The sequence below is a fragment of the Bdellovibrio sp. MYbb2 genome, assembly GCF_056175685.1.
The window spans coordinates 692,857-714,372 of sequence record NZ_JBJKJI010000002.1 but is presented as its reverse complement, the minus strand read 5'-3'; the positions used below and the strand labels follow the sequence as shown (position 1 = coordinate 714,372).

21 protein-coding genes are annotated in these 21,516 nt (G+C 49.8%); 15 read left to right on the top strand and 6 right to left on the bottom strand.

Annotation, left to right across the window (positions count from 1 at the left end; genetic code table 11):
* Positions 1–13: 13 nt before the first annotated feature.
* Together AC04MQ_RS13285 and AC04MQ_RS13280 are read right to left on the bottom strand one after the other, a co-directional pair.
* On the bottom strand, positions 14–1,414 hold the full coding sequence (locus AC04MQ_RS13285; protein ID WP_015090168.1) for a hydantoinase B/oxoprolinase family protein: 1,401 nt from the start codon (positions 1,412–1,414) through the stop codon (positions 14–16).
* Positions 1,411–2,670, bottom strand: coding sequence for a hydantoin utilization protein (locus tag AC04MQ_RS13280; protein WP_475392298.1), 1,260 nt, complete (start codon positions 2,668–2,670; stop codon positions 1,411–1,413). Before AC04MQ_RS13280 ends, AC04MQ_RS13285 begins: the two co-directional genes overlap by 4 nt.
* A gap of 188 nt (positions 2,671–2,858) precedes the next feature.
* Here AC04MQ_RS13280 and hisC point away from each other — a divergent pair, with 188 nt between their 5' ends.
* The 3 genes from hisC (at position 2,859) to AC04MQ_RS13265 (ending at position 5,612) form a co-directional block, all read left to right on the top strand.
* Positions 2,859–3,977, top strand: a complete 1,119-nt coding sequence (hisC, locus tag AC04MQ_RS13275) for a histidinol-phosphate transaminase (protein ID WP_041577064.1) — start codon at positions 2,859–2,861, stop codon at positions 3,975–3,977.
* A gap of 18 nt (positions 3,978–3,995) precedes the next feature.
* On the top strand, positions 3,996–4,643 hold the full coding sequence (gene cmk, locus AC04MQ_RS13270; protein WP_015090172.1) for a (d)CMP kinase: 648 nt from the start codon (positions 3,996–3,998) through the stop codon (positions 4,641–4,643).
* Positions 4,644–4,751: 108 nt separating this feature from the next.
* Positions 4,752–5,612, top strand: a complete 861-nt coding sequence (locus AC04MQ_RS13265; RefSeq protein ID WP_475392297.1) for a TIGR02285 family protein — start codon at positions 4,752–4,754, stop codon at positions 5,610–5,612.
* Here AC04MQ_RS13265 and AC04MQ_RS13260 read toward each other — a convergent pair.
* On the bottom strand, positions 5,609–6,901 hold the full coding sequence (locus tag AC04MQ_RS13260; protein ID WP_475392296.1) for a hypothetical protein: 1,293 nt from the start codon (positions 6,899–6,901) through the stop codon (positions 5,609–5,611). The genes AC04MQ_RS13265 and AC04MQ_RS13260 overlap by 4 nt on opposite strands.
* 120 nt (positions 6,902–7,021) lie before the next feature.
* Here AC04MQ_RS13260 and AC04MQ_RS13255 point away from each other — a divergent pair, with 120 nt between their 5' ends.
* From AC04MQ_RS13255 to AC04MQ_RS13215, 9 genes are all read left to right on the top strand, one after another.
* Complete coding sequence (locus AC04MQ_RS13255) at positions 7,022–7,534, top strand: hypothetical protein (protein ID WP_015090175.1); 513 nt, start codon at positions 7,022–7,024, stop codon at positions 7,532–7,534.
* A 221-nt stretch (positions 7,535–7,755) separates the two neighbouring features.
* Positions 7,756–9,555 (top strand): 30S ribosomal protein S1, encoded by a 1,800-nt coding sequence (locus AC04MQ_RS13250; protein ID WP_015090176.1) that lies wholly within the window; start codon positions 7,756–7,758, stop codon positions 9,553–9,555.
* Between the two features lie 148 nt (positions 9,556–9,703).
* Positions 9,704–10,672 (top strand): signal peptide peptidase SppA, encoded by a 969-nt coding sequence (gene sppA, locus AC04MQ_RS13245; RefSeq protein ID WP_015090177.1) that lies wholly within the window; start codon positions 9,704–9,706, stop codon positions 10,670–10,672.
* A 12-nt stretch (positions 10,673–10,684) separates the two neighbouring features.
* Entirely contained in the window at positions 10,685–11,083 is a 399-nt protein-coding gene (locus AC04MQ_RS13240; RefSeq protein ID WP_235046333.1) for a hypothetical protein, read from the top strand.
* Positions 11,084–11,085: 2 nt separating this feature from the next.
* Positions 11,086–11,706: an HIT family protein gene (locus tag AC04MQ_RS13235; RefSeq protein ID WP_015090179.1), complete on the top strand. Its 621-nt coding sequence runs from the start codon at positions 11,086–11,088 to the stop codon at positions 11,704–11,706.
* Entirely contained in the window at positions 11,699–12,445 is a 747-nt protein-coding gene (locus tag AC04MQ_RS13230) for a rhomboid family intramembrane serine protease (protein ID WP_226987931.1), read from the top strand. The genes AC04MQ_RS13235 and AC04MQ_RS13230 overlap by 8 nt, the downstream gene beginning before the upstream one ends.
* A gap of 69 nt (positions 12,446–12,514) precedes the next feature.
* Positions 12,515–12,700: a hypothetical protein gene (locus AC04MQ_RS13225; RefSeq protein WP_011163601.1), complete on the top strand. Its 186-nt coding sequence runs from the start codon at positions 12,515–12,517 to the stop codon at positions 12,698–12,700.
* A 141-nt stretch (positions 12,701–12,841) separates the two neighbouring features.
* Complete coding sequence (locus AC04MQ_RS13220; protein ID WP_015090180.1) at positions 12,842–13,213, top strand: hypothetical protein; 372 nt, start codon at positions 12,842–12,844, stop codon at positions 13,211–13,213.
* Between the two features lie 162 nt (positions 13,214–13,375).
* Entirely contained in the window at positions 13,376–14,368 is a 993-nt protein-coding gene (locus tag AC04MQ_RS13215; RefSeq protein ID WP_041577070.1) for a Fe(3+) ABC transporter substrate-binding protein, read from the top strand.
* A 57-nt stretch (positions 14,369–14,425) separates the two neighbouring features.
* Here AC04MQ_RS13215 and AC04MQ_RS13210 read toward each other — a convergent pair whose 3' ends face one another.
* Together AC04MQ_RS13210 and AC04MQ_RS13205 are read right to left on the bottom strand one after the other, a co-directional pair.
* Positions 14,426–15,859: a short-chain fatty acid transporter gene (locus AC04MQ_RS13210; protein WP_015090182.1), complete on the bottom strand. Its 1,434-nt coding sequence runs from the start codon at positions 15,857–15,859 to the stop codon at positions 14,426–14,428.
* Positions 15,860–15,989: 130 nt separating this feature from the next.
* Complete coding sequence (locus tag AC04MQ_RS13205) at positions 15,990–16,988, bottom strand: L,D-transpeptidase family protein (protein ID WP_015090183.1); 999 nt, start codon at positions 16,986–16,988, stop codon at positions 15,990–15,992.
* Positions 16,989–17,150: 162 nt separating this feature from the next.
* Here AC04MQ_RS13205 and AC04MQ_RS13200 point away from each other — a divergent pair, with 162 nt between their 5' ends.
* The 3 genes from AC04MQ_RS13200 (at position 17,151) to AC04MQ_RS13190 (ending at position 20,616) form a co-directional block, all read left to right on the top strand.
* Entirely contained in the window at positions 17,151–17,657 is a 507-nt protein-coding gene (locus tag AC04MQ_RS13200) for a flagellar basal body-associated FliL family protein (RefSeq protein ID WP_015090184.1), read from the top strand.
* Between the two features lie 134 nt (positions 17,658–17,791).
* Entirely contained in the window at positions 17,792–19,192 is a 1,401-nt protein-coding gene (locus AC04MQ_RS13195) for a M16 family metallopeptidase (RefSeq protein ID WP_015090185.1), read from the top strand.
* Positions 19,193–19,194: 2 nt separating this feature from the next.
* Complete coding sequence (locus AC04MQ_RS13190) at positions 19,195–20,616, top strand: M16 family metallopeptidase (RefSeq protein ID WP_475392295.1); 1,422 nt, start codon at positions 19,195–19,197, stop codon at positions 20,614–20,616.
* 79 nt (positions 20,617–20,695) lie between these two features.
* On the opposite strand, the gene AC04MQ_RS13185 is transcribed toward AC04MQ_RS13190, so the two are convergent.
* Positions 20,696–21,415, bottom strand: coding sequence for a hypothetical protein (locus AC04MQ_RS13185; RefSeq protein WP_041577074.1), 720 nt, complete (start codon positions 21,413–21,415; stop codon positions 20,696–20,698).
* Positions 21,416–21,516 lie beyond the last annotated feature (101 nt).

Genomic DNA, 21,516 nt, shown 5'->3' with positions numbered 1-21,516 from the left:
CTAGAGTCCTTTGTTATTCCGCACGACCGTAGCCGCCACCTGAACCAGAACACAGGGTCAGGACGTCTTTGACAGCAAACTTTTGCTGTCCCAGAACGGGAAGAGTCTTTGCAACTTCACCTTGTTCCAGGGTGACTTCGGCTGGATCGCCATGGCTGCAGGTTTTCAGCAGACGGGGACGGTGCAAAGTCAGGTCGGTCATCCAGGTGGCGGAAAGATCCCCGCACACCTCGATCTTCATGACAACACCACGGCCACCGCTGAATTTGCCTTTGCCACCGTTAGAGTGACGCTGATCCACGCGCAGAACCTTGATCGGGAAATCACGTTCAAGTTGTTCCAAAGAAAGTGTGTCCATCTGAGCACTGACGCCATCACGGGACGCTTTCGCGCCTTCACCGCCGGGCAAAGTCAAAAGCGCATGTTTGCTGCCAGCTTGCAGATCAAACTGCAAGGCACAGTGACTGCCCACAGAGGATTCCTGTTTGTGGTGAATCTGCGCCAGCGCCAGTTCAATAGCTGTTTGCAAAGCCGCGACCCCACAGGTCATGCCTTTGAAGGTTGGAGCCGGATATTTACCCACCAGCCAGCAGCCGGAAGGTTTGGTGATTTGCAAAATAGAGAACGATCCCGAGTTAGCCAGATCCGTGAAGCCGTAATGACGGCTCAAAGCATGGAAGCAGGCGCCATAGGTTGCAGATTCAGTCATGGAAACTGTTTTTGCCGCCGTCGTGCCGCTGAAATCCAAAGAGATTTTACCATCCTGGATTTCCATATTCAGACGCAGCAGTTCGCCGCTGTCCAAAACCACATCGACGCGCGCTTCGCCCGAAGCGCTTTCAGAAATCTTTTTCGTCGCGGCTTTTTTAGAAATGCGCAGGTAATCTTCGATCAGTTCGCCGGTCACCGTGAAACCAGTCAGCTCGATGGCGTCGACCAGTTTTTTTGCTCCTGCAGTCAGGTCCGCCACTTGGGCTTTCAGCCAAGGCACAAAATCAGCAGGGCAGGCCGGGTGTGCCTGCATGGCAGCCAGAATCATTTCATTCAGCTGGTTTTTCTGACGAAGTGGTGTCGGCGGAATGCGCAGGCCTTCTTCTTCGATGGATTTAACGATTTTTACCTGCGTGTCCAAGGGACGGCGCGAAACCCACAAAAGGTCTTCTGAAACCGCCATCACAAAAGTCATTTCGGACAACAGGCTGCCGCCACTGTAAGGGTCATTCAAAAGGGCGATGTCGCCTTCCTGCAGTTTCAGATATTTCGCGGCAGTGGTGGCCGCCGTTGTCAGCGTGCCATAGGTCACCGGCTGCTGACCGCGCACACCCAGGACGTCTCCATCCAAAGTCATCAGTGCGGATTCACCCACCAGAAATTGATTCAGCAAGGAATGCAAAAGTTCGATTTGATAGTTCATTTGGACTCCTTCAGGGCTTTCATGCCCCACAGGGCCGTGGCGGCGGATTCACAGAATTCATCAGCTGCCACTGTCGTGTGCGGATCTTTTTTGAAGATATTGGCAAACAGCGCCGCCAAAGGCCCCGTTACCAGTAATTTTTGCTGATCGCGCTGCAGGAAAGATTCCACCGCCAGTCTTTGTACGGACAGGCTTTGCAGTTCTTTGGTCAGATGATTGAAGTCGTTGTCTTTGAAGGTGCTGATTTTGGAAAGGGTCAAAAGCGCTGTTTTAAAGCGCTGAATCCCTTGAGCAGAAACGCGGTCCTCAAGACCTTCCAGTTTGGAAAGTTTTGGATTTTCAGACCACAGATCCAAAAGACTCATTTTTTGCCCGCGACCCAGGAACATCGGTCCTGGCTCCCAGCCTTCTTCCTGAGTCAGGAAGTCAAAGCGTTCAAAGGTGTTCAAGCCGATTCCCAGCGTGGGCTGGACGCCCAGATTTTTTACTTTCAAGTGGCGCACTTCCACCGGACCCCAGCAGCTGTTCCACTGTTCCGCCCAGCGGGTGGGGGAAATCAAAGTGAAATACTCAAGGCCCAGATATAAAACATCTTTGCCCGAAGCTTTGTTCCAAAGCCCCAGAGCCGTGGACGCGGCAAACTGACTGCTGATTTCTTTTCCGGTTTCATCCTGGAAAAGTTCACCGCTGGCATCAAGGAAGTGAATGTCATTTTTATCAAGCGCGGCCTCAAGGCCCGCATAGACGTCTTTTTTCAGGTCAGCGAAAACACCGGAAAGGGTGGCGTTCAAAGCATTCTGAGTCCAGCGCGTGACTTCGTGAGGATTGTCGGTGCTTGCCGGAGCAAACACTTCAATGCCTTTTTCGCTGAAGAATTTGGTCGCCGCATTCAAGTGCGCCGGATTGGTCGCAGAGTGCAGCAGGTTCAGGCAGACTTTCTTGCAGCTCATCAGCTCAAGTTTTGCGGCAATCGCTTCCAGTTCTTCGGTTTGCAGGGGGGTTTCAACGGTGCCATCGGCGCGCACGCGTTCACGCAGGGCAAATTGCAGATCCTTGCTGGTCAGCGCTGCAGGAGTTCCGCAAAGATCCAGCCAGTGTTCCAGACCCTCGGTGCTGACATGGGCCACAGCGCCACTCATTTTGTAGTCCAAAAGTTTTTTGGGAACGCGCAGACTGACAAAGGCCTTGTGGATTTTTCCATGGGGCGCGATGAACTGGATCAGTGAGGATTTAAGGCTTTCACGAGAGTGAAACACTCTCTTTTGCGCAAGGGGACTGGAGTCTGACAGGAGTGAGAATTCGGCGAAGGATTCACCGACGCTCACACCGAGCACGAGGCTGTTTTGCATTTTCGAACGCTCTCTATTGAATTTGCACTGGAATGTTGTTAAGTCTTAGTCGGACAGGTATAGCAAAGTATTCTCTCTAAGAAAAGGATTCTAAAGTGAAGATTTCTCCCGAAATTTTGAATCTGGTGCCCTACAAACCTGGAAAGCCGATTTCTGAGACCCAACGTGAGTACGGGCTCACAACGGTCTACAAACTCGCAAGTAACGAGAATCCTTTGGGTCCCAGCCCGAAAGCCATGGCGGCGGTGAAGCAGGCCTTGGATCATCAGCACCTGTATCCGGATCCATCCCACTATGAGCTTTTGCAGACTTTGTCGAAAGAATGGGGCTTCCCGACAAAACAACTTGCTATTGGTAATGGCAGCGACGAACTGATTGATCTGTTGTGCCGTATCTATTGTGAGCACCATGATGGCGTTTTGACATCTGCGGCAGCGTTTAATGCCTATGAAGTCAGCGCTCCGGCAAACCGTGCGGTGATCCACAAAGTTCCGATGGCGGAAGGCTATCGTTTTGATCTGCCTGCCGTTGCAGACTACTTCCTGAAACACCCGGAAAAAAACATCCGTTTGATTTTTGTCTCTAATCCCAACAATCCAACCGGCACTTACGCCACCAAAGCGGAAGTGGAGGCTTTCCTTCAGAAAGTCGGTAACCGTGACGATGTGATGATTATTTTTGACGAAGCTTATAACGAATTTGTGCGCGCCAAGGATTATGCATCCGCACAAGGTTATATGGGACAGTATAAAAACCTGATTGTTCTTCGCACTTTCTCCAAAATCTATGGGCTGGCGGGTTTCCGCCTGGGTGCGATGATCGCGCCGCCAGAGGTTGTGGAAGTCTTTAACCGTGTGCGCAAACCATTTAATGTCAACGATTTAGCGCAAGTGGCTGCAAATGCGGCTCTGCAAGATAAAGAATTTATTGAGCGATCGCAGCAGATTTGCTGGAAAGGGCTTGATTACTTCTACAAGAAGTTAGAAGAATTAGGCCTGCCGTACATTCCATCTCAGGGAAATTTTGTCATGTTTGACACTCTCCGCGACGCCGCCAAGGTGAACGAAGCCTTGTTACGTCGTGGGATCATCATGAGACCGCTGTTGAACTATGGGTTCAAGACGCATCTGCGTTTGAGTGTAGGGCGCGATCATGAAAATGAAGCTGCTATGTCAGCTTTGGCGGACGTTTTAAAAGAAATTGCACCGCTGTAGTTTTGGAGAATTATGGGAATGGTAATTACGATTGATGGCCCTGCGGCCTCCGGAAAATCTTCAGTAAGTCGTGAGTTGGCTCGTCGTTTGGGCTGGCAGTGGGTTTCTACGGGTGCATTCTATCGTGGTTTGGCATTTGCGGCTCTTCAACTGCAAATTGATCTGGATGACGTTTCCACTTTGGCCAATCTGACTCACGATCCGGTATGGAGCGTGAGAATGGATGACGAACGCACTCGTGTGTTCTTCAAAGACCAGGACGTGACTGATCAGATCGCTCACGAAGACGTGGGTAATTTCGCCAGCAAAGTCAGTCATTATCCAGAAGTGCGTAAAGCCCTTTTGGATGCGCAACGCAACTGTTCTTCCGGTCCTCAAGGCTTGGTGGCAGAAGGCCGCGATTGCGGTACCGTGGTGTTCCCAACTGCGGATGCCAAGGTTTATTTGACTGCTAACAGTGAACACCGCGCGGCTCGCCGTGCAGCAGAGTTGGGTCTAGACCATGAGGACATGGTGAAAGCCCAGCAGCAGCGTGACCATCAAGATTCCACTCGTAAAGTAGCTCCGATGGCCGTGCCAGAAGATGCTTTGGTTGTGGACACCACTGCACTGAACTTGAACCAAGTCGTAGACGCAGTTGTTGAATACGTTAAAAATAAGATCTAAGGGTGGTCGCCTTGGCGACCTTGGTCCTTTAGCTTAATTGTCTCTTGTCAGCCTTTTGAAATTCTCACGGTAATGGCTTAATTCTTACTGCTAATCTTTAGGTACTTTATGAAAAGTGCCTGGGGTTTTCTTTTATTCTTTTTTCCATGGTTATTGTGGGCGATTGAACCGCCGCCGCAGAAGCCGGCTGTGCAGTGGATTGTGAATGATTTTCCGCCGTTTTTGGTGCTTTCGGGCGAGGGCATGACGGTGGATATTTCTCAGGCTCAGGGGCCCTTTGCCAATATTTATCAGGAAATTGAGCGGGCGTTGCCGGGGTATTCGCATCGTTTTGTGCGGGTGTCTTTCACCCGGGCTGAAAAGCTTTTCAGTGGGCAGGGCGGCTATTGCACGGTGCTTTTGCAAAAAACCAAAGAGCGGGAAAAGTTTCTGATCTTTGGTGATGAACTGGCGCGGGCTTTTCCGGTGGGACTGGTGGTGCATGCCAAGGGCACGCCGGGTATTGCTGATGATCAGAAAGATGTGGATTTAAAAGAACTGCTGGCCTCGGGCAAGTTTCGTCTGGGGGTTATTCAAAGCCGCGCCTACACCCGGCAAATTGATGACATTCTATCTTTAAGCGGGCATGCCACAAAGATTGTCGGCGACAGTGCCATGGGCAATTTATTTCTGATGCTGGAAAAAAAGCGGGTCAACGGGGTTTTGGCATACGCCCTGGAAAAAACCGATTATGAACGACACAATATCGCCGTTCCCGCTCTGAAATTTCTGAAAGTTAAAAACATGCCCGACTATATTTCGGTGTGGGCATCCTGTGAAAAGTCCCTGCGTGGCGAACAGATTTTAAAGGACCTGACCCGCGCTGTTCGCGAAAAAAATGTGAAGGGCAAAATCTATAAGTACTTCATGCAGGAACTTCCTCCGGACATGAAAAAAAGTTACCGCGACCTTTACGAAAGCCCGCCTTAATTCCAGCGTAAATCGGCCACCGTCAGGGCTTTCACGGCCAGCGCAGTGGTGTAGCCAGTTGATCTCCACACCACTGGGAATCTTGCCACAAACGTGGCGGCAAAGAACACCTGCCCGCTCCAGAACAGGCGGCCCGCCGAATCTTTCCGAGACTGCGACATCAGAAAATTCAAACCCCGGCGCACGCGTTCGCGATGCGTTTCGTTCTGGGGGTCGCCTAAAATTAACAATGTATTCAAGGCCCACGCGGTCGAGTGCGCGTAATCCGGTCTTGCCATAAAGCTGTTACGCCAGGATCCATCCCTGTGCTGTAAAGCCAGAATATAATTCAGCAGTTTTTGCCGTGAAGGTTCCAGACACGAGGCCCCGGCATTGATGGTGGCGGCCATTGCATATGGCAGGGCATAGCGGCTGGGATAATACATTCCGCAGAAATAGAACTGTCTTTTTTCAACGACCCGATTCAGATGGCGGCAGCTGGCTTGATAGCCCGGGCCTTCGGTTTTTTTCGCATAGGTCAGAAGCTTCAGCACATTGGCGTTCACCACGCAGTCGACGTCATTCATATTAAAAGGGATTCGCGTGCCGCGATGAGGGGCCGCAAAAATATTCCGTGGCATGTCGGGGTCTTTTTCATCCCACAGCCACGTCATGAAAGCGCCGGTGTTCACGTGCAACTGGGCGGCGTTGTAGGTGTGCGGCAGGCGCGACAGATCCCGGGCGGAAGACAAGGCATCAATCACCGCCTCAGGCAGTTGCGCGGGTGTTTTGCGCGGGGACTGGCCCGCATCAAGGCTTTTTAAAAAATGCAGATAGGTGTGGGTGACCGACGTGGTGTCAGCATCTGGCGGGATGTTGGCGAAACCTTTCCACTGCGGGGCCAGATACATGTTGCGCGGTCCGCGTGTGCACACGCCCTTGAAGCTTGAAGGCGGATAGAAGTTAAACAGATCCCCCCAGCGATAGGGCGCTAGGCCCTGGGCGGTTTTGCGCACCATCGGCGGAATCTTGCTGAAGCGGGGATTGTAGAAATACGTCTCGGCCAGAACGTTGGCGATGGCCGAGGCTGAAAAGGCACTGGGTTCATCATAGGCGACACCGAACTTGCCCACGCCGATCCCGCTGGGGACATAGGACGTCACCCGTGAACGCCATTGTCCCGGCTCGTAGCCTTCGCGGCCAGTCGTCTGATAGTGCGCCAGAAAATCCAGGGCCGAGTCGATGTGTTTTTCGTAACGGGCCTGTGCGGTTGCACTGATCAGCCCCAGTAAAAACAGCAGGTACTTCATGGTTATGCCTCCGAATCAGAACATGAAATCAGGACAGGACCCGGGCTGTCAGCGGGCCTTGTAAAAGTACAAGCTGGTTTTTTTCTGCTGCGGGGTATTCTTAAAAGCGCGAGGTGAATCATGAAAAAGGTGTGGCTGGCGGGACTGGTGATCGCAGGGCTGGTGGGGTGTTCGTCCAAAGACAAACTGGATACCGAACTTGAAGACGCGCAGTTGATGGGCCGGGAAACTGTCGGCAAGCGCGATGACAACTATGTGGTGCAGGAAAAAAAGAATCTGATTCACCACCTGCAGGAAGTGCAGACGGATGTCTATACGATGGAAGAAAACATCTATGGCAACCGCGATTTGGGTAACAAAGGAAAGTACGGGGTTCTGCGCGACTGCAAAATTGAAGCAGCTCCGCAAGCCGGTGGCAAAGTCGACATAGTTCCGAAAAACATCCTGACGGAAGAGGAAAACAAGCTGTCCCGCCAGACCGGGGTGGATGAATCCGGCACCCTGGTCACCCTGCGTGAAGAGGATCTAAGTCAGCGTCTGAAGCGCTTTGAAGGTTACAAAACTGCTTATGAGAAGCAGGAGGAGTGGTTTGACAGTGAAATCCAAGCCTGCAGGCAGTCTCAGCGGGAATAGCTGTATTGGATTATATGCGATTTGAGGCTCTTTCGGGGGCCTTTTTTCTGTCCCAAGTTTACCTCAGATAACACAGGACCACGAAAACCTCGCTGGTATGCGTAAAACCTTTGACTTCCGACCCCTTAGGTCGCTAAACCAGTGATTCGCCTTAAGAGCGAAGAAAGGTTACGGGTAGGATCCATGAGGTCTTACTACGTGGGAGGTTTACAAAAAACGATATGACAAAACAATTGAACAAAGCCGCATTGGAGAAACAGAAAGTTCTTGCTTTCTTGGATGCTGAAGACGCAAAGGTTCCAGCAAATCCTGGCATTTTGAATGCGAAAGCTGACAAAGCTGGTGACTTCGACTCTCTATTCGAAGCTTCCATGAAAGAACAAGACTTCAAAGTCGGCGACGTTGTAACAGGTTCTGTAGTTGAAGTTCAGTCTGACTACGTACTTGTTGATATCAACTACAAGTCTGAAGGTTTGATCGCGATCAACGAATTCCGTATTGTTGACGGCGTTCGCGATGTGAAAGCTGGAGACAAAGTAGAAGTTTTGATCGACCGTATCGAAAACGAAAACGGCATGATCGTTCTTTCCAAAGACAAAGCAGATATGCTTCGTGCTTGGACAGACATCTCTAAAGCAGCAGAAAACGAAGAAGTTATCGAAGGTACTGTTGTTGCTAAAGTTAAAGGCGGCTTGAGCGTTGATATCGGCGTTAAAGCATTCCTTCCAGGTTCTCAAATCGACCTGCGTCCGGTTCGCAACATGGACGTATACCTGGGCAAGAAGTTCAAATTCAAAGTTATCAAGTTCAACAAGAAACGTGGCAACATCGTTCTTTCCCGCCGCGCGCTTCTTGAAGAAGAACGTGACAGCTTGCGCTCTCAAACTCTTGACACTATGGCAGAAGGTTCTGTTGTTACTGGTATCGTTAAGAATATCACTGACTACGGCGCGTTCATCGACCTTGGTGGCATGGACGGTTTGTTGCACATCACTGATATGTCTTGGGGCCGTGTAAAACATCCATCTGAGATGTTGAACGTTGGTGACGAAATCCAAGTTAAAGTTCTTAAGTATGACAAAGAAAAAGAACGCGTATCTTTGGGCATGAAACAGCTTCACGCAGATCCTTGGGAATCCGTAAAAGCTTCTTACCCTCCAGGCACTAAACTGAAAGGCAAAGTTGTATCTTTGGCTGAGTACGGTGCATTCGTTGAGCTTGGTGAAGGCATTGAAGGTCTGATCCACGTTTCTGAAATGTCCTGGACTAAACGTGTAAAACACCCTTCTCAGATCGTGACTGTTGATCAAGAAGTTGAAGTAGTGGTTCTTGAAGTAGACACTGAAAACCGCCGCATCAGCTTGGGTATGAAACAACTTCAGGCCAACCCATGGGTTGAAATGAAAGAATCATACGCTCCAGGTACAATCATCGAAGGCGAAGTGAAATCCGTAACTGACTTCGGTATCTTCATCGGCATCGAAGAAGGCATCGACGGTTTGGTTCACATCTCTGACTTCTCTTGGACTAAACGTGTAAATCATCCAAATGAACTTTACGCTAAAGGCCAGAAAGTTCGCGCGGTTGTATTGGGCGTGGACATCGAGAACGAAAGATTCTCTTTGGGTATCAAACAACTTGAGTCTGACCCTTGGTCAAACATCGAGAACAAATACGCTATCGGCACTCAACACGATGTTAAAGTCACTAAAACAGCTGACTTCGGTGCATTCGTTGAACTTGAATCCGATATCGAAGGTTTGATCCACATTTCTGAACTGACTACTGAAAAAATCAACTCTGTTGAGGAATTCATCAAGCCAGGTCAGTCTGTAAAAGCTGAAGTTATCTCTATCGACAAAGACGCTCGTAAGATCGGCTTGTCTGCAAAACTTGTTAAACTTCGCGAATCAAAAGCGGATGTTGACGATTACGTTAAAAAAGCGACTGCAACTTCCAAGTCCACTTTCGGTGACTTGTTTGCTGACCAGTTGAAAAACGTAAAAACTGACAAGCAATAGTTGTGAATAGGAGAAAGGTCGAGTCGTTGTAAAACGACGCGACTGGACCCTGACCCGGCATTGACTGACAAGTTTTAAAGAGGGACCCTAGTAGGGTCCCTTTTTTTATTTGAAAAGGGACCTATTTCAACCGTTCGGGAGCGTTGGTATGAAGGGTAGCTTTTTCAAAAAACTGGTTATTATCTTTTTGGTGTTCGTAGGCCTGGGTGCCTTGTTGAAAATGAGCGGGGACTTCTTCGGAAGCGAAGACAAGCGTGTCACTGCCAAAAACACCATCCTGCATCTGGAAATGAACGGCGTTATTCTTAACGGCAAGAAGTTCATCAAGAATCTTAAAAAATACCGTGAAGACGACAAGGTCAAAGCGATCCTGATCAGCATCAATTCTCCGGGCGGTTCTGTGGGGCCTTCCCAGGAAATGTTCGCAGAGATCAAACGCGTTCGCGACGAAATCAAAAAGCCGGTTGTCTGTGTCAGCACAGGTGTGATGGCCAGCGGTGCTTATTATGCGGCAGTGGCTTGCGACAAGATCGTTGTGGCACCGGGGGCGCTGGTGGGTTCCATCGGTGTGATCATGGAATTTGCGAATCTGGAAAAGCTGTATGACTGGGCTAAGATTTCCCGCTATTCCATCACGTCCGGCAAGTTCAAAGATTCGGGCGCGGAATACCGTCCGATGCGTGAAGATGAAAGATCCCTGTTCCAAAGCATGATTGACGAAGTCTATGCACAATTCAAAGGAACTGTGGCAGCAGAACGCAAGCTGAAAGAAGAAGTGGTTGCCGAGTACGCTGACGGCCGCGTGTTCACCGGGGCGACCGCGGTGAAAGTGGGCTTTGCCGATCAGGAAGGTTACTATGACGATGCGGTGAAGCTGGCGGCTGAAATCGCAAAGCTGGGTGACAATTACGAAGTCTTTGAAGTTCCAAAAAAGAAAGTCAGCATCTTTGACCTGGGTGGCGGCGATTCTGAAGACGACCTGAACAGCATGTCTGAATTTGCGGACGTATTGAAAGGCAAGTCCTTCGGTCCGGATATGGAAGGCGCGATGAAATACATCCTGCGCGCGAAATATCTGAATCAGCCATTGATGTTGATGCCGGGTTACTGGGAGTAATCCGTGAAGAAGATGGCCCTGTTTTTACTGACCGTGCTTGGCGCTGCGATAGCCGGGGCCAATCCTCAGGATCCGCGTCAGCCGCAAGCCTGGTTTGATGTCCGCTGGAGTGGTATTTATTATCTGACCGCGGATCTGGAGCCGGCACCGGGTGTGGTGTTTAAAACCGGGCAGAAGTTTGAGTTTGTAGGCATTACCGGTGGCGGTGGTTTTGTTCCTGTCACTGTATTTGAGCTGAAACCTTTGGTATGCGAGACGCCGCAGCTTGAAACGGAGTTGGTTTTGTTGAATCCTGCGGGTGGAAACAAAACCGAAATCGGCTTTGAGATGCGCAAGAACTGTGTGATGGCTTTCTTTGTTGAAAACCGTCTGGTGGGCACCTCCAGCTATTTCACTGACAGCACGGAGTAAGCATGGCAGCAGCCAAAAAGGCGCGCAAAAAAACATCCGCGAAAAAGACCCCTGTGAAAAGAAAAGCGCCCATCAAGGCTCCGGTGGTCGCTCATGGCAAAATCCAGATCGGCAAGGATGTCTGGCCGATGGAGCGTGATGTTTTGTTCCGTCCGGATCGCATGAAATACGTGCGCAAACTGATCAAACCCGACGGCTGTGTTTTTTGCCGGGCTTCGGAGGAAAAAGTCAGCTTTGATACCTTGTGCGTGTTTAAATCCAAACACTCGATGGTGGTTCTGAACAAGTTCCCTTATAACAGCGGGCATCTTTTGGTTTTGCCAAAACGCCACTGTGGGGACCTGTTGAAACTTTCTGATGAAGAATACCATGACCTGCAAAATGTCATTCGTCTGACGATGAAGGCATTGAATGACCTTTACCAGCCAGGCGGCATCAACGTGGGTTTAAACCACGGGGCTGTGGCCGGGGCGGGAATTCCTGAGCACTTGCACTATCACGTGATTCCTCGATGGACAGGGGACCTTAATTTCTTCCCGTTGATCGCTGAGACAAAGGTCTTGGTTGAAAGTCTTGAGCAGACCTACGAGAAGGTATGGAGTATTTTAAGAAAATATGAATAGAGGCGTGACTTTCCAAACAGCTCCCATGACCCCTGTGGTGAAGTGGTTGCTGATCATCAATGTGGCTATCTGGTTCGTGTTCCAAGTGATCATGGAAGGCTTCCTGCGTGTTCCTTTCACGTCCATCTTTGGCCTGTTCCCGGGCAAGGTGCTTTTCGATTTCCATATCTGGCAGCCTTTCACGTACATGTTCCTGCACTCCATGCAGGTGACCCATATCCTGTTTAACATGCTGATGCTGTGGTTCTTCGGCGCCGAGCTTGAGCAGCGCTGGGGTTCGAAGTTCTTCCTGATCTACTATTTGGTAGCAGGTGTGGGCGCGGCGATCCTTTACTGTCTGGGTGTGTGGGTTTATGCCCTGATCACGGGTTCTCAAACCGGTCTGATTGTGCCGGTGGTGGGGGCGTCCGGGGCGGTCTTCGGTCTTTTGCTGGCGCAAGGGATGATCTTCGGCGAGCGCATTGTTTACTTCTTTATGCTGTTCCCGATGAAGACCAAGTACTTCGTGGCTTTGATGGGTCTGGTGCAATTGGCCTCCCTTATGACTTCCAGCGTCGCTGGCGGGGAAGTGGCTTATTTGGCCCATCTGGGCGGGATTGTGGCTGGCTTCATCTGCCTTAAAATGAAGGGCTGGTTTGACCGTAATGAATGGAAGAAGAAGGCCAAGAGCAAGGGCCGAAACCTGAGATTAGTTGTTAATAACGAAAAGAACGAAAAACCTCCGAAATACTGGAACTAACAAACGGCCCCCTTTACGGGGCCTTTTTTTTGGGCTATAAATGGGGGCTCGATTGCGAAAAGGGGATTTATGTCTTTGGCTCAAGCTAACAAAAATTTGAAGTATGACAAGCGTATGACTGAGAACAAGATCAACGCGGGTGAAATGACTAAAGAAGAATGGCAAAAGCACCTTGAGCAACTTCCTGATCTTGCCCACAACGTAGAGACGTTCACTATGGACGGCAAAAACACAAAAGACGACGACAACCACTAGGTTTTATCGTTTCAAGTGAAACTCTAAAAAGCACAGCCCTGGGGTTGTGCTTTTTGCGTTTTACGAGGCTCGTGGAACGTTATCAGTTCCCGGGCGGGTCTTTTGCTTGCGTCAGTCTGTTTAACGGCTGGTAATGGACTTATGAAATTGTTCGCTGCTTTGTTTGTACTGTTATTGGCTCCAGGGGCACGGGCCGCAGAAAAGAATTTTCAGTGCCGGGGTGATTTTAAAAACTCCAGTCAGATCTTTCGTTACTCTTTGGCCGTGGATGGAAAAAACACGCGCAGTCGTTTGACCCTGCACAAGGATGATCGCCAGACAAAAGACTTTGGCTGGAAAAAGTATGTGTCGACATCAGGAAAGATCATTGTTGATTCCCCGTGGTCGCAGTATCGCGCGTATCTCGTTCCTGACAGCACTGTCTATGTGCTGGTGCTGGTGAATCCATCCAGCGAAGTACAGATCGATGACGTGCCTTTCAGCCGTTTTTACTGTGTGAAATTTTTGCCTTAAAAAGTGCCATTTTCCCTTGGGTTCCCGGGTAGTTAGCCGCCGTAGTTCTGTAAACGAAAACGCATTGAAAGTGTACTGAGATTCTCGCGGAATTTCCCCGAAAAATTTGACGAAGCAGGTTGCATCCTTTACTAGTGTTCCAAATTTTTAAAGGAGCAACTGATGAGAATTTTGAGCGCAATCGTGACTCTGTTGGCGGCAATGACCGTTCAGGCGAAAACTGACAAGTTGGTGGTTTATTCCTCTTATGATGGCGAAAGACTTGCGCCAATCCTGCAACCATTCACTCAAGCCACTGGCATTGAAGTGGAAGTGGTTTTTGCTTCCTCTACTGATCTTTTGAAACAACTTGAAACTGAAGGTTTGAATTCCCGTGCGGATCTTTATCTGGATAAAGACATCGTTTACATGGGTGAAGCAAACCGCAAAGGCTTCTTGCAGTCTTTCACCACCAATGGTGTGACTCAAAAAGTTCCTTCTCACTTGATCTCTAACGACAAGAACTGGTTCTTGTTGTTCTACCGTGCACGCACTGTGATGTACAACACGCAGAAAGTGAATCCGGAAGATTTGAAAACTTATGCGGACCTGGGCGATCCTAAATGGAAAGGTCAGTTGTGCGTAAGAACTTCCAAAAACAGCTACAACGAAGCAATGGCTGCTTACTTTATCAAGCACTTTGGTGAAATCCAGGCGACAGCGTTGCTTGAATCATGGGTGAAAAACTTTGCAGTAGAGCCTTTGAAAGGTGACCGTGACGTGATCGCAGCTATCGCCAACGGCACTTGCGCGATCGGTGTTGCCAACACTTACTATCTGGCGCCTATCGTTCGTGACGATGCAACCTTCCCCGTGGGCGTTCGTTTCCTTGAGCAGGACAAAGTCGGCGCGCACATCAACGGTGTGGGTATCGGTATCACCAAGTCCTCTAAAAACACAGCGGCAGCCAACGCCTTCCTTGAATTCATGGTTTCCAAACCAGTTCAAGAAGCCGTTGCTGGTGGTTTCAGCCAGTACCCTGCAAGCAAAGAAGCAGACATGGCGCCAATCTTGAAAGAATTCGGTGGTTTTGCTGAAGACACGACCAACGTAAATGCAGTTTCTGATCTTGTGCCAGCAGGTATCGAGTTGATGAAAAAAGCGGGTTACAAATAGTTCCTGTTTTTAAAAACAAAAAAGCCACCTGATGAAGGTGGCTTTTTTTATTTGTGCTTATGGAATCACCGGCGGAGAATACGTCAGTGTTTCCCCCAGCGCCCACAGCATGAAAATCACCAGCGGTGCATGCACCACCAGTTGGGTCACCGTGTAGCCGACAATATCGCGGGCCTTCAGACCCAGGACTCCCAACAGAGCCATCATAAAGAACGGATTGATCAGATTCGGCAAAGCTTCGGCTGCGTTGTAAACCATCACAGTCCAGCCCAGATGCACATGCAGTTCGTTTGCCGCCTGCATCAGGTACGGAGCCTCGATGATCCATTTGCCACCACCTGATGGCACAAAGAATCCCAGCACCGCTGAATAAATTCCCATCAATGCCGAGAACGTGTCGCGCGTGGAAATCGACACGAAGAAGTCCGATATATGATGGGACAAAGTCACACCATCCGCGCCCGGAGCTTTCGTCAGAATGTAGGCGATACTTCCGTAAAGCGGGAACTGAATCAGAATCCCTGCCGTGGACGGCACGGCCTTGCTGATCGAGCGCAGGAAGCGTTTCGGTCTCCAGGTTAAAAGCATACCCAGAATCAGGAACAGGAAGTTGTAGGTATTTAAGTTTGAAATCGCCAGAATCACATCTTTGTTCTGGAATTCCAGCAACAGCCACCACAGCCCCAGGATCACCACAAAAATAGTCAGGATCGGAGAATACTCCAGCCAGTCACCGGGCTGCTTGGGTTTATCCACGTTGTCTTCGACGTCGTGGGACACATCAATTTGCAGATCCTGGGCGGTCACCGCGCGATCACGGGTCGGAGCGGACCAGTAGGCAATTGCCACAGAAACCACGGTCAGTACTGCCAGCATGATCAGGGACTGGGGCAGGAAGATGGTTTCGCTAAAGGGAATGACACCCGTAATAGGCAACAGTGATTTCGGAATGCTGTCGATGTTGGCTTGCAACTGCGCCGCGGAAGAACTCAGTCCCAGGGCCCAGGTTGCGCCCAGCCCCAGATACCCGGCGGCACCAGCCGCGCGATAGTCCATGCGCAGATCCATTCGGCGGGCCAGGGCTCGCACATACAGGCCACCAAACACCAAACTGAAGGCCCAGTTTAACAGAGATGCCAGAATCGTGAAGAAGGCCACATAGGCAACAGCTCCGCGTTCAGTCTTAGGCAGGCGCGCCAGCCAGTTGATGACCTTGCCCGCAGGCGGCGAGGAGGCCACGACATAACCCGAGATTGTGACGATCGCCATTTGCATGGTGAAAGGGATCAGACTCCAGTAACCGTCCCCAAAGGATGTGGCGATAGCTTTGGGGGACACGCCCGCAAGCAGGGCGCCGAGTCCGACCACCACGATGGCCAGGACAGCAAAGATATAAGAATCCGGGAACCAGCGTTCAGCCCAATTGGTGACCGAGGAAGCCAGGCGTTCCAGACTGCCGGTTTTTTTCTGAGTATCGCTCGATGTATTCATGCAAAAGACCTCTGTTTAAGAAATTAGATAGTCCCAGTGTGATACTTAGGAGGCTAATTTCCCAGCATTAAAATGCAATTAATGCTCATCTTAAACAGACCAGGTCTTTTAAATAAGAGTATTTTTGATGTTACTGAGTTTTTTGCGAAGAAGCGGTCATGGAGTTTTCGCGAGCGATCGCGGCCGCCACTTCCTGCTGACTGAACGGAGCCCATTCTTCGCGGATGATTTTATAAGTGTCACCGGATTTAAGGGCATAGATCGTCTTCACACCATAATCGACGTGTTTGTCGGATTCATAGCGCTGCAAAGTTTTCACCAGTAACTGATCGTTGTGTTGAACGATGTAGGGTTGGGACAGGTGAACTTTGATGTATTCGTATTTGGATTTCAGATTCTTTTTGTGGCTCATCCAGGATTTGAAATTGAAACCCGGAGCCTTGAACCCTTCGTCATAGAAGGTTTGGTATTTTTCGATGTCCTGGTTTTCCCAGGCTTGTCTCCAGCTTTCCACGAAGCGGCCCAGATCCAGGCGGCGCTTGTCGTGTTCAGATTTGGAAACATAGTTCACATGATCAAAAATCAGAATCGGGGTTTCACCCAGTTTGACATAGTCAGCAAGTTTTTTGATCACGTCATTGCGAACCACCACGCAGCCACGAGAGCCGCGGGTTAAAGGCACCGAGTCGGGAATCGCATGCAGCCAGATGCCGGAACCGGTTTTGTTTTCGCGTTTGTCGAAAAGATTTGGGTAGTTCGTTGTGAACGCCAGTCCGCCATAAAGGCTGAACGGAATTTTTGGCTGGCTCAAACGCTCTTGCAGGAAGTAAATGCCTTCCGGAGTTTTGTGATCATCACGTTTGGTTTTGTTGCCACCCATTTTACCGATGTCGGCAGGGTATTCGGTGATTTTTTGAATCAGTTCACCATTGCGCTCAAACACGGAAAGTTTGCGCTGTTCTTTATCCACCAGGAACACATAGCGGGAAAAGGCTTCGGTTTCAGAAATCTGAAGCAGGGAAGCAGGCAGCAGGTCTGTTTCAATTTGAGATGACGGCGCGACAGCAGGGCCCGCCAGAACTGGCAGACTCAACGCAAATAAAGCACAGCCCGTGAGCAATAGTCTCATGAATACTATTATGCACGAATAGGGCTTAATCTTGTCAAGTGCCTGTCCTCGGGTGTCCAGAGGTTAAACGTTTTCCGTGTAATTAAAATGTAAATAAAGTGGCCTTTGATATTAAGACCTAAGCCTGTTTCACCGATAGTTTCAATGAACAGAGGGTTACAAATGGCTGAAGCAAAAGAGACGTCTGCAAAACCAAAGAACACCGCCATGCTATTTCAGATCATGTTCGCAGTCCTGAATTTGGCTGTGATGGGTGCTGGTGGTTATATGGTTTATGCCTCGACGATGGGATGGGAAAGTCCCAAAATCACTGAAGAAGATGTTGATCGCGAACTGGCCTCTGTTTCTGATGAAGCCGACCTTGCGCCGTTGGTTTATACCATGGACAAGTTCACGGTGAATCTGGGGGGCGAACCCAAGCGCACCATCCGTCTTGAGATCAATCTGCAGATGCTGGGTAAAGAAGGTTTTGAAGAGGTGATGGAGCCGGAAAACCGCGCCAAAGCCCGTGACCGCATTGTCCGCCTGCTGAATGAAAAACCGTTTTCGGACCTCGACAGCATTCAAGGCAAGCTGTTCCTGAAAGACAAGATTGCCGGTGAAGTGAATGGCATTCTTCGTCGTGGCGTCGTGAAGGACGTTTTCTTCTCTGACTTCGTTGTTCAATAGTCAGGCTCAATAGTCAGGCTCAATAATTCCTCCGGCAGTATCTGCCAAAAGTCTTAAAGTCCTCAAGTTCGTTGTATTCATAGCCCCTCAGTTTCAAACTAGGGGCTATTGCATAACCAACGAAAGAAGCATCTATGAAACGGATTTCAACTTTGCTCTTGGGGCTGAGCCTGTCCCTGTCTGCTTACGCCGTGGACCCAACACCTGTACCGAAAGCTCCAGAAAAAGATGTCATCGGAACCATTCAAGGATGGGCGCCGAAAAACGACATGAAGATTTCCCTGCCAGTGACAAAGTTCACCCTGGACAACGGCTTGACCGTGCTTCTTTTGGAAGACCATGCAGTTCCAATGGTCAGCTATCACACCTGGTACCGTGTGGGTTCCCGTGATGAATCCCCGGGCGTGACGGGGGCTGCGCACATGCTTGAGCACATGATGTTTAAGGGTGCTAAGAAGTATGACGGTAAGTCGTTTGACCGTATCTTCCATGAAAACGGCATTACCAACAATGCTTTCACCACCAATGATTACACCGGCTTCTATGAAAACCTGCCAAGTTCCAAACTTGAGCTGGTCATGGACATGGAAGTGGACCGCATGAGTTCCCTTCTGATCAGCCCGGAAGATCTGAAAAGCGAAAAAGAAGTCGTAAAAGAAGAGCGCCGCTGGAGAGTCGACAACAACCCAATGGGTCTGTTGCGCGAACTGATGATGGGCACGATCTTCAAAGTGCATCCTTACAAATGGCCGGTGATTGGTTATATGAAGGACATCGAGGCTTATGATTCTGAAAAGCTTCGTTACTTCTATAATACTTTCTATGTGCCGAATAATGCGGTGCTGGTTGTTGTCGGGGACTTCAACACTTCCAAAGTGAAAAGCCTGATTGAAAAGTACTATGGCAAATTGCCATCCCGTCCTTTGCCGGAAAGAAAATACCCTTCCGAGCCGGCGCAAAAAGTTCAGCAAAACGCAACTTTGCGCAAAGACGTTCAAAACACTTCTTTCGTAGTTGCCTACAAGAGCCCGAAGCAGGGCCAGCCTGATATGTATGCTCTGGATCTGGCTGCGAATATTCTGGGTTATGGCACTTCCAGCCGTTTGCATAAACGTCTGGTGTATCAAAAACAATCGGCGACTTCGGCTTATTCCTACAACTATGCCATGCAGGATGAAGGTATGTTCGCCGTGGGTGTGAACCTGAAGCCGGGTCAAACACCGCAAGAGTCTTTGGATATCGTGTATAACGAAATCTGGAAGCTGCGTAATCAGAAAGTTTCTGAAGCAGAGTTGGAAAAAGCCAAAACCCAGGTGATGAAGGATCTTGTGGATTCTTTGAAAACCATGGATGGCAAAGCGCGCGCCCTGGCCGTGAACGAGATTGTGACTGGCAGCTATGAAAGCCTGTTCACAGATCTGGAAAAATACCAGGCCGTGACTGCGGATGACATCAAACGTGTTGCTGACAAATACACCCAACAAACACAGCGCTCGATCATCACCCTTGAACCCAAAGTGAAAAAGGAACAGTAGATATGAGAAATTTAGCCTTAGCTTTGACTTTGCCTTTGGTGTGCACCGCGGTTGTTTCCTGCTCCAGCTCCGGGAAAAAACCGGTCAGCAAACCACCTTCTGAAGGTTACGTGACCAAGGGGAATGGTTCTTTCAAACTTCAGCCGTACAAGGAAATCACCCTTTCCAACGGACTGAAGGTGTTCTTTATTCATGACAGTTCTTTGCCACGAGTCAGTCTGACCTTGATGATGAAAACCGGCAGCATGCAGGAAGGTTCGGACAAGCCGGGTCTGAATGCCTTGACCGCCTATTTGCTGGAGCAGGGGACACAAAGCCGTGATGCTCTGAAGCTGGCGGATGAATTCGGTCAGTTGGGTTCTTCCGTGGATGTATCCCCGGGGGCGGATGTGACGACGGTTTATTCCGACTCATTGTCTTCTTCTGCGGACACCTTGCTAAGCCTGTTTGCCGATGTGTCCATGAATCCGGCATTCAAGGATGCTGAAATCGGTCGCATGCGTTCTCAAATGCTGGCAGCCCTGCAAAAGAAGATCGACAGCCCTTCATCTTTTGCGGATGAAAAAATGGATCAATTTGTCTTTGGCAGTCATCCCTATGGCCGCGACATCAATGGGACGGCAGAAGGTCTGCGCTCCATTAACAAGCAGGACATCATTAAGCACTATTTGACGTTCTATCGTCCGAACAATGCCTCTTTGGCCGTGGTGGGGAACTTTGACCTGTCCTTTGAAAACAGAATTCAAGAGGTCTTTGGCAAATGGACGAAACGCACGATCCCGGAAGTGGCGGTGGCAGCGCCTCCGGTGAATGATTCCCTGCAGGTGAAGTTGATCGTTAAAAAAGGTTTGCAGCAAACTCAGATCCGCATGGGTCAGTTGGGTATTGCTCGCAACAATGACGACTTCCTGCGCTTGCGTCTGGCCAATGAAACAGTGGGTGGCAGCTTCGCCAGCCGCTTGAATCAAAAGGTGCGTGATGACCAGGGTCTGACTTATTCGATCAATTCTTACTTCGATGTGCGTAAAGAGCGCGGCAGTTACGATGTGACGACATTCACAAAGAACGAAACAGCCGCAAAGACCATGGAAGAGGCTTTGAAAGTGGTTACTGATTTTGCCGCCAACGGGGCGACAGAACAGGAAGTGTCGGCCGGCCGCAATCAGCTGATCGGGCAGTTCCCACGCGCGATTGAAACCGCAGACCGACTGGCTTACAACCTGCTGGCGCTGGATTTCTATGGTATTTCGGTGGATTACCTGACGAACTACAACAAGACCGTCGGGAACATTAAACCGAAGGACGCCAACGCCGCCTTCAAAAAAGCGGTGGAGCCGGCGAAGTTCAAGGTTCTGGTGTACGGGGATGAAAAGATCATCCCTCAGTTTGAAAAGTACAAGCCGACCATTGAACGAATCAAGTAAGGCAGATTAAACAGCACAAATAAAAAACCCGCTCTGAAGACAGAGCGGGTTTTTTGTTTTTAAGTCTTTAAGTTGTCTCTTAGCGTTTTCTTTTGCGGGCTTTCAGGAAGATGTAAGCTCCCAGGGCCGCCAGCAGAACCGCACCGCCCAGAAGCAGGGCTTTGTTGTTGCCTTTGCCGCCTTCTTCTTCACCCTGAAGCATGTCCGCGGGCATCGCAGAACTGATCGGAGCGCCCAGTGTTTCAGACCCTGGACGGATCGGACCCAGTTCCGGTTTCGCCAGAAGGTTCTTGGAAGCGATCACACGCAAGCTCATCACGGCCTTGAAGAAGTCCTGGCTGTATTTGGTATAGTATTGTTTGTGCGCACTGAAGGTGATCAGGATGGCGATTTTATCCTTGATCGTTGCCAGATAGCGGGTGAAGTAGTTCGGAACTTCGGAGCCCAAGTGAAGGGAGTCAATCCAGGTCTGGTCATTGATCTGAACGGATTTGGATTTGTAGACGATTTTGGATTCGGCCGCGCCGCCGCCTTTAAGGGCCACAGAAATCGGAGCGTTCAGGTGCGACTCATACAGCGCAAAGGTGTCTGTAGGGCCCACTTCCTTGGCGGTCAGGATGATGATCGCCTCTTTGGCTTCTTTGTTTTGTTCGCTTCGGCAGACCCACTCGGTTTGCTCCAGGTTGCACTTCCAGGTCTCGGGCATTTCGAAAGCTATATAAGCATTACGAAAGACTTTTGCATGGGCGCTAAAACTGAGTAGAATAACGGCGAGTGATGCGAACAAACGTAACTTCATGCAGACCTCGGCTGGTTGACCATTAGTATTCCGGCTGTTCCGGAATAGGCGTTTGAAGTTCAAGTATAATAACAATTTCCTCTCGGATCAAAGAGCAAAAG

Excerpts from the sequence above, each read along its gene's own strand:
- AC04MQ_RS13285 (WP_015090168.1), bottom strand. The coding sequence starts at position 1,414 with ATGAACTATCAAATCGAACTTTTGCATTCCTTGCTGAATCAATTTCTG.
- cmk (WP_015090172.1), top strand. The coding sequence starts at position 3,996 with ATGGTAATTACGATTGATGGCCCTGCGGCCTCCGGAAAATCTTCAGTA.
- AC04MQ_RS13265 (WP_475392297.1), top strand. The coding sequence starts at position 4,752 with ATGAAAAGTGCCTGGGGTTTTCTTTTATTCTTTTTTCCATGGTTATTG.
- AC04MQ_RS13260 (WP_475392296.1), bottom strand. The coding sequence starts at position 6,901 with ATGAAGTACCTGCTGTTTTTACTGGGGCTGATCAGTGCAACCGCACAG.
- AC04MQ_RS13255 (WP_015090175.1), top strand. The coding sequence starts at position 7,022 with ATGAAAAAGGTGTGGCTGGCGGGACTGGTGATCGCAGGGCTGGTGGGG.
- AC04MQ_RS13250 (WP_015090176.1), top strand. The coding sequence starts at position 7,756 with ATGACAAAACAATTGAACAAAGCCGCATTGGAGAAACAGAAAGTTCTT.
- sppA (WP_015090177.1), top strand. The coding sequence starts at position 9,704 with ATGAAGGGTAGCTTTTTCAAAAAACTGGTTATTATCTTTTTGGTGTTC.
- AC04MQ_RS13240 (WP_235046333.1), top strand. The coding sequence starts at position 10,685 with ATGGCCCTGTTTTTACTGACCGTGCTTGGCGCTGCGATAGCCGGGGCC.
- AC04MQ_RS13235 (WP_015090179.1), top strand. The coding sequence starts at position 11,086 with ATGGCAGCAGCCAAAAAGGCGCGCAAAAAAACATCCGCGAAAAAGACC.
- AC04MQ_RS13230 (WP_226987931.1), top strand. The coding sequence starts at position 11,699 with ATGAATAGAGGCGTGACTTTCCAAACAGCTCCCATGACCCCTGTGGTG.
- AC04MQ_RS13225 (WP_011163601.1), top strand. The coding sequence starts at position 12,515 with ATGTCTTTGGCTCAAGCTAACAAAAATTTGAAGTATGACAAGCGTATG.
- AC04MQ_RS13220 (WP_015090180.1), top strand. The coding sequence starts at position 12,842 with ATGAAATTGTTCGCTGCTTTGTTTGTACTGTTATTGGCTCCAGGGGCA.
- AC04MQ_RS13215 (WP_041577070.1), top strand. The coding sequence starts at position 13,376 with ATGAGAATTTTGAGCGCAATCGTGACTCTGTTGGCGGCAATGACCGTT.
- AC04MQ_RS13210 (WP_015090182.1), bottom strand. The coding sequence starts at position 15,859 with ATGAATACATCGAGCGATACTCAGAAAAAAACCGGCAGTCTGGAACGC.
- AC04MQ_RS13205 (WP_015090183.1), bottom strand. The coding sequence starts at position 16,988 with ATGAGACTATTGCTCACGGGCTGTGCTTTATTTGCGTTGAGTCTGCCA.
- AC04MQ_RS13200 (WP_015090184.1), top strand. The coding sequence starts at position 17,151 with ATGGCTGAAGCAAAAGAGACGTCTGCAAAACCAAAGAACACCGCCATG.
- AC04MQ_RS13195 (WP_015090185.1), top strand. The coding sequence starts at position 17,792 with ATGAAACGGATTTCAACTTTGCTCTTGGGGCTGAGCCTGTCCCTGTCT.
- AC04MQ_RS13190 (WP_475392295.1), top strand. The coding sequence starts at position 19,195 with ATGAGAAATTTAGCCTTAGCTTTGACTTTGCCTTTGGTGTGCACCGCG.
- AC04MQ_RS13185 (WP_041577074.1), bottom strand. The coding sequence starts at position 21,415 with ATGAAGTTACGTTTGTTCGCATCACTCGCCGTTATTCTACTCAGTTTT.